The 11,415-nt window shown below is 42.9% G+C and carries 10 protein-coding genes, 3 tRNA genes and 1 pseudogene; 11 read left to right on the top strand and 3 right to left on the bottom strand.

The features are described 5' to 3' along the window. Positions 1-46 precede the first annotated feature (46 nt). The 5 genes from ACG95_RS01955 to ACG95_RS01975 all read left to right on the top strand — a co-directional run bounded on the left by ACG95_RS01955 (position 47) and on the right by ACG95_RS01975 (position 3,210). Positions 47-119, top strand: a tRNA-Thr gene (locus ACG95_RS01955). Between the two features lie 485 nt (positions 120-604). Further along, the gene (locus ACG95_RS01960; RefSeq protein ID WP_047998890.1) at positions 605-2,077 is read left to right on the top strand and encodes a peptide MFS transporter; all 1,473 of its coding nucleotides are present in this window, start codon (positions 605-607) and stop codon (positions 2,075-2,077) included. A gap of 55 nt (positions 2,078-2,132) precedes the next feature. Next, on the top strand, positions 2,133-2,975 hold the full coding sequence (locus ACG95_RS01965) for a metallophosphoesterase (protein WP_053072632.1): 843 nt from the start codon (positions 2,133-2,135) through the stop codon (positions 2,973-2,975). Positions 2,976-3,046: 71 nt separating this feature from the next. Next, a tRNA-Tyr gene (locus ACG95_RS01970) sits at positions 3,047-3,129 on the top strand. Positions 3,130-3,138: 9 nt separating this feature from the next. Then, positions 3,139-3,210: transfer RNA gene (locus ACG95_RS01975), tRNA-Gln, on the top strand. Positions 3,211-3,491: 281 nt separating this feature from the next. On the opposite strand, the gene ACG95_RS01980 is transcribed toward ACG95_RS01975, so the two are convergent. After that, positions 3,492-4,049, bottom strand: a complete 558-nt coding sequence (locus ACG95_RS01980; RefSeq protein ID WP_047998891.1) for a TMEM175 family protein — start codon at positions 4,047-4,049, stop codon at positions 3,492-3,494. 184 nt (positions 4,050-4,233) lie between these two features. Between ACG95_RS01980 and ACG95_RS14885 the strand changes: the two genes are divergently transcribed. After that, positions 4,234-4,368 (top strand): hypothetical protein, encoded by a 135-nt coding sequence (locus ACG95_RS14885; protein WP_272946168.1) that lies wholly within the window; start codon positions 4,234-4,236, stop codon positions 4,366-4,368. Between the two features lie 23 nt (positions 4,369-4,391). Here ACG95_RS14885 and ACG95_RS01985 read toward each other — a convergent pair whose 3' ends face one another. After that, the gene (locus ACG95_RS01985; protein WP_047998892.1) at positions 4,392-4,805 is read right to left on the bottom strand and encodes a YbgA family protein; all 414 of its coding nucleotides are present in this window, start codon (positions 4,803-4,805) and stop codon (positions 4,392-4,394) included. Between the two features lie 180 nt (positions 4,806-4,985). Here ACG95_RS01985 and proC point away from each other — a divergent pair. The 3 genes and pseudogenes from proC to ACG95_RS02000 all read left to right on the top strand — a co-directional run bounded on the left by proC (position 4,986) and on the right by ACG95_RS02000 (position 7,720). Further along, positions 4,986-5,778: pseudogene (proC, locus tag ACG95_RS01990) on the top strand (pyrroline-5-carboxylate reductase). A gap of 80 nt (positions 5,779-5,858) precedes the next feature. Beyond that, positions 5,859-6,995, top strand: a complete 1,137-nt coding sequence (nagA, locus tag ACG95_RS01995; protein WP_047998893.1) for an N-acetylglucosamine-6-phosphate deacetylase — start codon at positions 5,859-5,861, stop codon at positions 6,993-6,995. A 23-nt stretch (positions 6,996-7,018) separates the two neighbouring features. After that, complete coding sequence (locus ACG95_RS02000; RefSeq protein WP_047998894.1) at positions 7,019-7,720, top strand: GntR family transcriptional regulator; 702 nt, start codon at positions 7,019-7,021, stop codon at positions 7,718-7,720. Between the two features lie 353 nt (positions 7,721-8,073). Here ACG95_RS02000 and ACG95_RS02005 read toward each other — a convergent pair whose 3' ends face one another. Next, on the bottom strand, positions 8,074-8,811 hold the full coding sequence (locus ACG95_RS02005) for a WecB/TagA/CpsF family glycosyltransferase (protein ID WP_047998895.1): 738 nt from the start codon (positions 8,809-8,811) through the stop codon (positions 8,074-8,076). A gap of 157 nt (positions 8,812-8,968) precedes the next feature. Here ACG95_RS02005 and ACG95_RS02010 point away from each other — a divergent pair, with 157 nt between their 5' ends. Together ACG95_RS02010 and nadE are read left to right on the top strand one after the other, a co-directional pair. Further along, on the top strand, positions 8,969-10,447 hold the full coding sequence (locus ACG95_RS02010) for a nicotinate phosphoribosyltransferase (protein WP_047998896.1): 1,479 nt from the start codon (positions 8,969-8,971) through the stop codon (positions 10,445-10,447). After that, the gene (gene nadE / locus ACG95_RS02015) at positions 10,447-11,274 is read left to right on the top strand and encodes an ammonia-dependent NAD(+) synthetase (protein WP_047998897.1); all 828 of its coding nucleotides are present in this window, start codon (positions 10,447-10,449) and stop codon (positions 11,272-11,274) included. Before ACG95_RS02010 ends, nadE begins: the two co-directional genes overlap by 1 nt. Positions 11,275-11,415 lie beyond the last annotated feature (141 nt).

The following is an 11,415-nucleotide window of genomic DNA, read 5'->3' on the forward strand; positions in this document are numbered from 1 at the left end:
GACAGAAGATGTTGGCATTCTGTGTTAACATCTCTTTTTATATCATGCCGGCTTAGCTCAGTTGGTAGAGCATCGGTATCGTAAACCGAGGGTCATCAGTTCGACTCTGGTAGCCGGCACTTCTTGGACGGGACATGGTTCCCGTTTTTTATTACAATCTGAATATATAAGTTAACGAGGTAATCACTTATCATGGTGATTACCTCGTTTTTTTGTTTAATAACAAGTAAGTTGAGACGATGACATCTAAACTATCAATATTGGTGATTTGGTTTATTTAATAAGATTTTTAATGATAAGATGTGCGAAAAAGACATTCATCAAGCATTAATTATTTTGTATTAAATTAGAATTTGATATTAGCGTCTGTGAGTATTTAAATTAAACCAAAAGACTATTTAATAGCTTTTGTTGCCATAAAGGGATTCTTGAACTAAGATAAATTCCAAATAATAATTTATTTAATGATTATTAGATTAAAAAACGGTTAGTGCTATTGTTGAATAAGATTAAGGATAGTATAATAGTTATTATGCTTAATTAAGAAACAGAATTTGTTAGTTTTAAACGAAACACCTGTTAGATAAGTTTGGAGGAATCTCTATTGGATAAAGAGCAAAAACTGGATCGGTCGTTCTTCGGCCAACCCCGTGGTTTACGGACGTTGTTCTTCACTGAAATGTGGGAACGATTCAGTTACTACGGAATGCGCGCATTACTGATCTATTACATGTACTACAGTGTAGCTAAGGGTGGCCTTGGCTTTGATCAAGTTACTGCCGCTTCTATCATGTCAATCTACTCAGCATTGGTTTACGTTTCTAGTGTACTTGGTGGCTTCTTAAGTGACCGGGTCTGGGGAAGTCGTAAGACCGTCTTTATTGGTGGGATCCTGATCATGGTAGGTCACCTCGTCTTAGCAACCCCATTCGGTATTAGTGCCTTATTTGTATCAATCGCACTTATCGTTATTGGGACTGGGTTGCTGAAACCAAATGTATCTGACATGGTTGGTCAGTTGTACTCTCCAGAAGATACCCGTCGTGATGCTGGATTCAGTGTCTTCGTTTTCGGGATTAACTTGGGTTCACTTGTTGCTCCAATTTTAGTTGGTCGAATTGGATTAAATGTTAACTTCCACTTAGGTTTCTCACTTGCTGCAATCGGGATGTTCTTTGGTCTCTTGCAATACTACTTTGATGGTAAAAAGAATCTAAGTACAGCTAGCCTTTACCCAACTGATCCGTTGGAACCTGGTGATTTAAGTAAAATTATTCGTCGGACGATTATTGGTGTTGTCGGTATTGCCTTAATCTTAGTTTTGATGAAATTAATGAATGCGTTGAACCTTGAAAATGTCATTAGTTTAATCAGTATCTTGGTTATCTTGACGCCAGTTGTTTACTTCATCTTGATGTTAACTTCAGAAAAGACGGATTCAACGGAACGTTCACGGGTACGAGCTTACATTCCATTGTTCATTGCCGCAGCATTGTTCTGGGCAATTGAAGAACAAGGATCAGCCGTATTGGCGTTATTCGCTGCTAATCGAGTTAACCTTGACTTAGGTTTTGTTCACTTAGCTGCTTCTGACTTCCAGATGTTAAATCCATTATTCATTATGATTTACACCACACCATTCGTTTGGTTATGGATGAAGTGGGGGAAGAAACAACCTAGTTCACCTACTAAGTTCGCAGTTGGGTTAATCTTTGCCGGTGCATCATACTTGATTATGGCAATGCCAGGGGCCCTCTTTGGGACTGCTGGTAAAGTTAGTCCATTGTGGCTTGTTGGTAGTTGGGCTGTTGTTGAAATTGCCGAAATGTTGATTTCACCAATTGGTCTTTCTGTAACCACCAAATTGGCACCTCGAGCCTTTGCTTCTCAAATGATGAGTATGTGGTTCTTAACTGATGCCGTGGGTAGTGCTTTAAACGCACAGATTGTTCGTTTCTACTCGACCAAGACTGAAGTACCATACTTCGCAACCATTGGTATCGTCAGTGTCATCTTGGGGATTATCCTCTTCATGATGATTCCGATGATCAAACGTTCAATGAAGGGCGTTCTTTAAAACTAAATTTTATTGGAAGATATGTTATCTTATTGATAGCATATCTTTTTTTTATTTGGAGGCGATCGTCATCGTACGATTAGCGTTTAGTAGTGATAATCATTTTGATGTTAACCGGGTGGATGCTGCCGCGATGATGCAGGCTCAAGCTGCCTATTTATTACAGAATGGGGTGCAGTGGTACCTTATTGCGGGGGACCTATTTAATGACTTTCAGCGTAGTCAACAATTTGTCGTCGATTTACAGGCACTCTTAGGCGCTCAGACACAGGTTCGTTGGATTGCAGGCAATCATGACATGGTGCACGGTATTTCGTATGACGAGCTTGAAACGAGTCATTTTGATGGGTATCTGCATAATCAGTATGTCGACATACCAGCAACTAACTGGCGAATCATTGGTAACAACGGCTGGTATGATTATCAATATGGAGAAAATGTTCCCGATGCGTCAGCGGCTGCTTTTTTGCAGTGGAAGAATGCTTTTTGGATTGACCGGGCGATTAAACAGCCAATGAGTGACCTAGAACGCACAGATTTGATGTTGAACCAGGTTAAGGGGCAATTGAGTCTAGCACGTGCTGAGGGCAAACAGGTCGTGTTCATGACGCATTTTGTGCCCCGTGCAGGCTATCTGCGGTTCTCAACGGATAATCGCTTCTGGAACATGGCTAATGCGTTAATGGGGACGCCACGGCTTGGTGAGCTACTGGAAGAGTTCCAAGTGGCACACGTCTTATTTGGACATCTGCACGTGCACCCACAGCCACTGAAAGTTGCTAAGACGACGTATTACGATCAGGCGGTTGGCTACTGGCTTAAACGCATCAATGAATGGCGAGCCGACAAGTTCATGGATGAGTGGTATCAGGATACTAAAATCATTGATTTAAAATAAATTGAAAAAAGTTTTGAAAAAGGCTTGATTTTTTATTCAAAATTATGTATTCTAATATAGTTGATTGATACGGAGGGGTAGCGAAGTCTGGCTAAACGCGGTGGACTGTAAATCCACTCCTTCGGGTTCGGTGGTTCGAATCCACTCCCCTCCATTTTATTTTTGGGCTATAGCCAAGTGGTAAGGCAACAGGTTTTGATCCTGTCATGCGCTGGTTCGAACCCAGCTAGCCCAATAGCTGATTCACGGTAAGTGAGTTTCGATTTTAAGTCGAAACTCACTTTTTTATTAGTTTTAGATGGAAGTTTTTAAGCTACTGGATAAAAGCATGAGTTAATGTATAATTAATCGGATTTCATACAGCGTATTCTCAATACAGGATCGTTAGAAATCAAACAGCTAACTTAAATGGATAACAAATCGTTTACTTGTGAAAAAAAGCTTAGTAACTGTGTCAATTCAGTCACTAAGTTTTTTTTAATTACTATAGGTTACTTGAAGCTGTACTTATGCGGCTTAAGCCTTAACTTTAAACAACGAATTCGGAATGATCCACAATAGAAAATGCAAGACGAATAGGATTAGAGCAATCACTGGCTGGAAAAAGGCGACAATCAAAGTAACACTATTTAATCCCAATGAAACCCACTCAAATTGTAAGGTGATCGGGTCAATGTCAGGGTTGGACTTAAAGACGGTTCTTCTCAGCGGAATCAGTGATAGATTGATACTCATGATGTTGCAGAAATACAAGACTAACGGTACTCGTGACAACAAATCGGTGCCAAGCCAAGCAGTTGTCGCTGGCAGTAGTGAGCAAAAGAATAGATAGAGCATATTAATCCAAATGAGCCGATTATCAATTTTTTTAACTCGTTGAAACAGGCGGTGGTGATTGATCCACATCGAGGAAATGAAGATAAACGTGCCGATGTAGGCAAATAAGCTGGGTAAAATAGTGATTAGTGTTTGAACTGAGTGGTCATTGTCAGGCAATTTGATTTCCAATACTAATAGGGTGGCGATAATGGCAATGACGGCATCTGTATATGCCTCAAATCTTTCGGGTTTCATAAAATAGACCTCCTAAGCGAATTTATTAATCATAGCACTAAAATCTGCGAGTACTAAAAGGATTCTTGATCAAATGTAGTTAATGGTGTTAAGTGTTAACGTGGTAATCAAAAGGGACTTACATAAACTGACAATAACAGTATATAATTAAGACATACTTAATATTCGAAGGGGGGCTTTACAAATGGGAATTTACATTTTCTGGAAAGCCGGTTTACCAACTACTAGTTCAGCATCACATACTTCTAGTGTTTCTAACGATCCATTCGGTGGTTTGCACTCATTCATCTTGAACTTAATCACCTCTGCCAAGAACTAATACGGCAAAAAAGATTCTGATTCCTATTTTAGGGAATCGGAATCTTTTTTTGTCGTGAGAAGGGGTGGCTGACAGTCTTGAATGATTTTGGACTGAAGCAAGTAGTCGACCTGGTATTTGATCGCTAATGTTTTTAAAAAGGGGCCGAGCTGATCTTGTTCTGGTGTTAGGGTACTTAATAGGCTGAGGTACGTCTGTCTTTCAACTGGCGTGCACTGCTTTTTGAAGTAGCCCCAGACATGTTGGTAGGCGGTGGTTAAAGTCGCCTTGGTAGGGGGGATCTTTGCCGCATCTTGTAATAATTGGTGGAAAGTAGCATCTTTTTCGGCTGACCAGCTATTGTCTTTGGCAAGCTCGCGGATGGCTAGGTAAGTCTGTTGCGAATGCGCCATGACCCAATATTTGTAGTGAGCCCATTCTTGTTGCCAAGTAATCATACAAGTCGTCCTCCTTATTAGAAAAAGTCTATAGTTAAGAGTTAGATTACGGATGCTGAAATTCGATGTAAAATGATATGCTTAATAAATAAGTTGGAAGTCGCCGGGCTTTCACTTTACAAATGAAAACTGAATTTGTACGATAAGAGTTAAATTAGTTATTTAAAGGAGCAAACAAACATGAAAATTGGATTTATTGGTGCTGGTAACATGGGACGGGCCATTATTGATGGCTGGCTAAAGATGAAAGCCGTCGCACCAGCAGATATTTATCTGCACAGTGCCCACGCAACGAGCTATCAGCCATATGCTCAAGCAAACGGTTTAAATGCCTTAGAGTCTAATGTAGCTGTTGCTGAGGCGGCTGACGTGGTCGTATTAGCGGTTAAGCCTAATATTACGTTAGCCACCCTAAAAGAGATTCAGCCTGCATTAACGGCTGGTAAATGGGTGATTACGATGGTTTCCGGGCTGAGCCTGGCCGACTACGCAACTGTCATCCCTGATTTACCCGTATTACGAATCATGCCCAACGTCAACGTAGCGATTGGTGCCGGCATGACTGCTTTAATCGGTAGCGCAACGTTAACTGCTGAGCAATATGCTGCCGGTTCAAAAGTTGTTTGATGCGATTGGTGCAACTAGCGAAGTAGCTGAAAATGACTTCAGTACTTTTTCAGCTTTAGCCGGTAGCTCGCCAGCCTACATTTACTTCTTTATTGACGCAATGGCTCGTGCTGGTGTCAAACACGGTTTGAGTAAGGATGCGGCCACTAAGATTGCGGCTCAAGCCACACTTGGTAGTGCTGAAATGGTTTTGAAGTCTGATAAGATTCCGTTCGACTTGATCGATCAAGTTTCTTCACCAGGTGGTACGACGGTAGCCGGTCTATTGGCAATGGAAGAGGCGGGCTTTATGACTGCTGTTGTCAAAGGAATCGACGCAACGATTGCTAAAGAACTGGGCGAATAACAAATTACTTGGGACTGGTGGTTGCATGTTTGGTCTATACCGATTATAATAAAACCAGTAAATCCAAGGAGGAATTGTTCATGAGCAAAGTTTTAAAACATGCCATCATTTATACGGGGCTAGAAAAGATCGATGACGGCTACATTCGTTTCGGTAAGGAAATTGAAGCGGTTGGTCCAATGGATGATTACGTTGCCCAACCTGATGATGATATCGAATTTGTCAGTGGCAAGACGATTGTACCGGGCTTTATTGATGTTCATAGCCATGGTGGTTATAGTTTTGATGCAATGGACGGTAACCCAGCTGAAATTAACGAAATGGTTAATGATATGGTTGCCCGTGAAGGGATTACGTCATACTTCTGTACGACAATGACCCAATCCAATGAAAATCTTGACCACTCAATGGAAGGTATCAACAAGGCAGCCGATGAAAACCCAGTTATTCAGGGGGTTCATTTGGAAGGACCATTTATCTCCGCATCCTTTAAGGGTGCCCAACCTGAAAAGTACATCAAGGATCCTAACGTTGACTTATTAGACAACTGGAATAAATTATCTGGTGGTCGCGTTAAGTTAATCACCTACGCACCAGAAGATCCTGGTTCGCGTGAATTTGAAAAGTACTGTTTGGAAAATGGTATCGTGCCTTCTGTTGGTCACAGTAACGCAACTCGTGAACAGTTATTAGCAAGTAAAGCAACCCACGTCACTCATTTATACAATGCGCAACGTGAATTCAAGCACCGCGAACCCGGTGTTACGGGTCATGCCATGCTTGAAAATAACATGTACTGTGAATTGATCTGTGACGGTTTCCATATCGTTCCCGATATGATCAAACTCGCTTATGAACAAAAGGGTGTTGACCGGATCGAACTTGTGACCGACTCAATGCGCGCCAAGGGCGAACCCGATGGTATCAGTGAATTAGGTGGCCAAAAAGTGATTGTTAAGGATGGTCAAGCTCGCCTTGAAGAAGGTAACTTAGCTGGTTCTGTCTTAACTTTCATCAACGCCTTCAAGAATATTCAAAAATTCACTGGTTGTGGAATTGCTGACGCCGTTACGATGTCTTCAGTTAACCAAGCTCGTGAATTCGGCTTAACGAATAAAGGAACTTTGGAAGCTGGCAAAGATGCAGATATCAACATCTTAGACGGTAACCAAGACCTTGTTGCAACTTATAGCTACGGTAACAAAGCAGCTAAATAAATTAGAGGTAAGGAATGAGTACCATGAGTTCGCCAATTTATATTCAAATTCACAACCAAATTAAACAAGCGATTGAGGCTGGACGGTGGGCCGTTGGTGACCGCATCCCGGCTGAACGAGAACTCGCTAGTCAATTCGATGTTAGTCGGATGACGTTACGGCAAGCCATTCAGACCTTGGTTGACGAGGGAATATTAGAGCGGCGAGTCGGTGCCGGTACGTTTGTCGCTAACCAAAAGGTTCAAGAAAAAATGTCCGGTGTCACCAGCTTTACCGATCTAATGCTGGCTCAAGGAAAGGTACCATCCAGTAAAACGATCTCTTACCATGTGACCAGTCCATCCTTATCAGAGAGCGAAAAGTTAGCGCTAAAACCTAACGAACAAGTTCTACGGATGGAACGGATTCGCTACGGCGACGATTTACCGATCTGTTTTGAAGTAGCGACTGTCCCTGAACGACTGGTTAAACAGTTTACGAAGGACGAAGTCACTAGTTCGCTATACCGGACACTGGAAGAAAAAGCCAGCCTAGTACCGGGTAAGGCGCAACAGACGGTTTCTGCGATGTCCGCTTCAGAGCGCATTGCGGAATACTTGTCAGTGCGCCGGGGTGACGCGTTGTTACGCTTACGCCAGATTTCATACTTGCAGACGGGTGAACCGTTCGAATACGTGCGGACACAGTACGTTGGTAATCGGTTTGAATTCTATCTCGAAAAATAGGAGAGTGGGCCAAAAGCCGGGTAGTTGCTGAGCATAGCCTAGGAAGCCGAATGATTGGGGTTTTCAATCGTTGGGCTTCCGTAGCTAAGCGGAGGCAACTGGCTTTTGACGCACGTTTCGACAATTAATATTCGAAAGACGGGTTAAGCGGAACAAACTGGCTTTTCTCACACGTTTCGACTATTAATATTCGAAGCACAGTAAGCGACTATGGCTTTTGTCACAGAACCGTTTTGACACTAAAACGTTGTAAAAAATAAACACGGTATCCCAGAATTTAAAAATCCTGAGATACCGTGTTTTTGATCAAGAACTTAATTTGTTTATAGCCATACTTGATGCAGTATTTCTCATTACTGCCGTTCCTGCCGCGCAATTTTCTTCACCAATCGTAAGTAACGTGGCAGAACTAACATCCGTTTGAAACGACTGGGTTCCTTGATCAAGCGGTAGAGCCATTCAATGTGGTGGTTTTGCCAGAACATGGGGGCCCGCTTGACTGCACCCGCAACAACGTCAAAGCTACCGCCAACTCCCATCCACAGGGCGTCAAAGCGCTGACGATACTTGGCAATGAAGAATTCCTGCTTTGGAAAGCCAGTGGCAACGAAAATCATGTCAGGTTTAGCCGCTACGATTTGGTCGACAATGGCGGCTTCATCATCGTAATAACCATCGTGGGAACCGGCAATGACAACTCCGGGGTAATCACGTTGAATATTGGCAACGACTTGTTCTAGAACGGCAGGTTTAGCACCCAACAGAAAAAGTCGTTGGTGATGCTGACTGCCCCATGTGAGCAGGGCGGTTAACGTGTCATACCCCGTAATGCGTTCTGGTAGTGGTGTTCCTAAGATTTGAGCGCCCTGAATAACGCCAATACCGTCGGGTGTCACATAGTCAGCCTGAGCGATGACCTGCTGATAATCAGGATGTTCGCGGGCGTACATTAGAATTTCTGGGTTAGCTGTGATAACAAACCGATTTTTGTGGCTCATAATATCTTGTTGAAGTTGCTGGACAAAGTCAGCGTTAGTGGTCTTAATAAATGGGACATCTAAGATGGAAACCGTATCAAACGGAACTGACATAGGCGACCTCGCTTTCTAATTCTAATTAAAGTATAGGTAAATCGTGAATTTCTGCAACTTTTTAAGTGCTGAAGTGCATTACTTTTACAAAAAATGCTAAAATAAGCTTAACTTACTGTAAATCTAGTAATTATCTACGAAATGGAGAATTATACTCATGACGCAAATCTATCCGGATGATAGTCTTACCTTGCATACGGATGCTTATCAGATCAACATGATCCAAACCTACTGGGAACAAGGGATTCACAACAAGCATGCGGTGTTTGAAGTGTTCTTCCGTAAAATGCCGTTCCAAAATGGTTACGCGGTCTTTGCTGGTCTGGAACGAGTCGTTAATTATATCAATAATTTACATTTTACGGCAACTGATATCGCGTATTTACGCGAACTTGGTGGTTATTCAGATGCCTTTTTAGATTACTTAGCAAATTTCAAATTCGATGCAACCATTCGTTCCGTTCGCGAAGGCGACTTGGTCTTTAATAATGAGCCCATCTTGCAAGTTGAAGGGCCATTGGCGACCTGTCAATTAATTGAAACGGCACTGTTGAATATTATTAATTACCAAACGTTGATTGCAACTAAGGCTGCGCGGATCAAGTCAGTTGTCGGTGAAGATGGGTTGCTAGAGTTCGGAACTCGGCGTGCGCAGGAATTTGACGCCGCAATTTGGGGAACCCGGGCAGCTTATATCGGTGGCTTTGATGCAACTAGTAATGTGCGGGCCGGTAAAATCTTTGGTATTCCAATCAGTGGGACGCATGCCCATGCCTTAGTGCAGACTTATCGGAACGATTACGAAGCGTTCAAGGCTTACGCTGAGACGCACCATGACTGTGTCTTTTTAGTGGATACTTACGATACGTTACGAAGTGGTGTGCCAAGTGCGATTCGAGTTGCTAAAGAGATGGGTGATCGGATCAATTTCCAAGGTGTCCGGATCGATAGCGGCGACATGGCGTACTTGTCCAAACGTGTGCGGGAACAGCTGGATGAAGCCGGCTTCCCGGATGCAAAAATTTATGCTTCCAACGATTTAGATGAAAAGACGATTCAAAACTTGAAGATGCAGGGTGCTAAAATCAGTGTGTGGGGCGTTGGGACCAAGCTGATTACGGCGTTTGATCAACCAGCTCTGGGTGCCGTTTATAAGATGGTTTCCATCGAAGACGATCACCAACAGATGGTTGATACGATTAAATTGTCGAATAATGCTGAAAAAGTTTCGACACCTGGGCAGAAGCAAGTTTGGCGAATCACTAAGCGGGCCGATGGTAAATCAGAAGGTGATTACGTCACGTTATATGACGAAGATCCTCGTAATGAAGAATCCATCTACATGTTCCACCCAAGTTACACGTATATCAACAAGACGGTCAGTGACTTTGATGCCCGCCCAGTATTGATTCCAATCTATGATCAGGGTAAGCAAGTTTATGACTTGCCAAGTCTTGATGAGATTAAGGAATACTCGTTTGAAAGCTTGGAATCACTCTGGGACGAATATAAGCGGGACTTGAATCCGCAAGACTACCCAGTCGATTTGTCACAGAAATTATACGATCACAAGATGAACATCATTACTGCTGTTCGTGACCGAGTTAACCATAAAGACCAGGAGGAAACTGACTAATGCGGCCATTACAAGCTGAAATTATTGACGCGTTACACGTCGCACCATCAATTGATCCAGAAGTAGAAATCCGGCGCAGTATTGATTTTTTGAAGGCTTACTTGAAGAAGAATAGCTTTTTGAAGACTTACGTTCTCGGCATTTCTGGTGGTCAGGATTCAACGCTAGCTGGTAAGTTAACGCAAATGGCCATTACAGAGATGCGTCAGGAAACTGGCGACGATCACTATCAATTCGTCGCAGTGCGGTTACCTTATGGCAATCAGGCTGACGAAGCGGATGCTATGGAAGCCATCGACTTCATGCAGGCTGACGTTACCGACCGAGTGGATATTCAACCAGCCACCGATGCGATGGTAACAGCTTTGGAAGCCAACGATTTAACGATTCGTGATTTTAACAAAGGTAACATCAAAGCACGTCAACGGATGATTGTCCAATACGGGATCGCTGGCGAAATGCAAGGTGCCGTTGTGGGGACTGACCACGCTGCGGAAGCCGTAACTGGTTTTTACACCAAGTACGGTGATGGTGGTGCCGACATCGTGCCATTGTGGCGATTAAATAAACGTCAGGGTAAGCAGATGCTAGCCGTATTGAATGCACCTAAGCATTTATACGACAAGGTACCTACGGCAGATCTTGAAGAAGACCGGCCAGCATTACCTGACGAAGTTGCGCTCGGTGTGCACTATGATGAAATCGACGATTACCTTGAAGGCAAGACCATCAGTGACGATGCGGCGACTAAGATCGAAGCATGGTATCTGAAGACTGCTCACAAGCGTCACGCAGCTATTACCGTCTACGATAGTTTTTGGAAATAGGTTAAACTAGTAGACAGAATTAATAGAATCTGATATTCTTACGTTATATTCATAAGGGAGTAACTAGCAGAGATATTCTGCGACAATGCCGTCAACAAGAAGCCAATCCGGTGTTGTCTTAAATAGTGAGACTTATGTATG

The sequence above is a fragment of the Lactiplantibacillus herbarum genome (assembly GCF_001039045.1).
Classification (GTDB): Bacteria; Bacillota; Bacilli; order Lactobacillales; family Lactobacillaceae; genus Lactiplantibacillus; species Lactiplantibacillus herbarum.

What these genes read in the sequence shown, in the direction of transcription:
- ACG95_RS01980 (WP_047998891.1), bottom strand. Translation starts at nt 4,049, where the DNA reads ATGAAACCCGAAAGATTTGAGGCATATACAGATGCCGTCATTGCCATT.
- ACG95_RS14885 (WP_272946168.1), top strand. Translation starts at nt 4,234, where the DNA reads ATGGGAATTTACATTTTCTGGAAAGCCGGTTTACCAACTACTAGTTCA.
- ACG95_RS01985 (WP_047998892.1), bottom strand. Translation starts at nt 4,805, where the DNA reads ATGATTACTTGGCAACAAGAATGGGCTCACTACAAATATTGGGTCATG.
- nagA (WP_047998893.1), top strand. Translation starts at nt 5,859, where the DNA reads ATGAGCAAAGTTTTAAAACATGCCATCATTTATACGGGGCTAGAAAAG.
- ACG95_RS02000 (WP_047998894.1), top strand. Translation starts at nt 7,019, where the DNA reads ATGAGTTCGCCAATTTATATTCAAATTCACAACCAAATTAAACAAGCG.
- ACG95_RS02005 (WP_047998895.1), bottom strand. Translation starts at nt 8,811, where the DNA reads ATGTCAGTTCCGTTTGATACGGTTTCCATCTTAGATGTCCCATTTATT.
- ACG95_RS02010 (WP_047998896.1), top strand. Translation starts at nt 8,969, where the DNA reads ATGACGCAAATCTATCCGGATGATAGTCTTACCTTGCATACGGATGCT.
- nadE (WP_047998897.1), top strand. Translation starts at nt 10,447, where the DNA reads ATGCGGCCATTACAAGCTGAAATTATTGACGCGTTACACGTCGCACCA.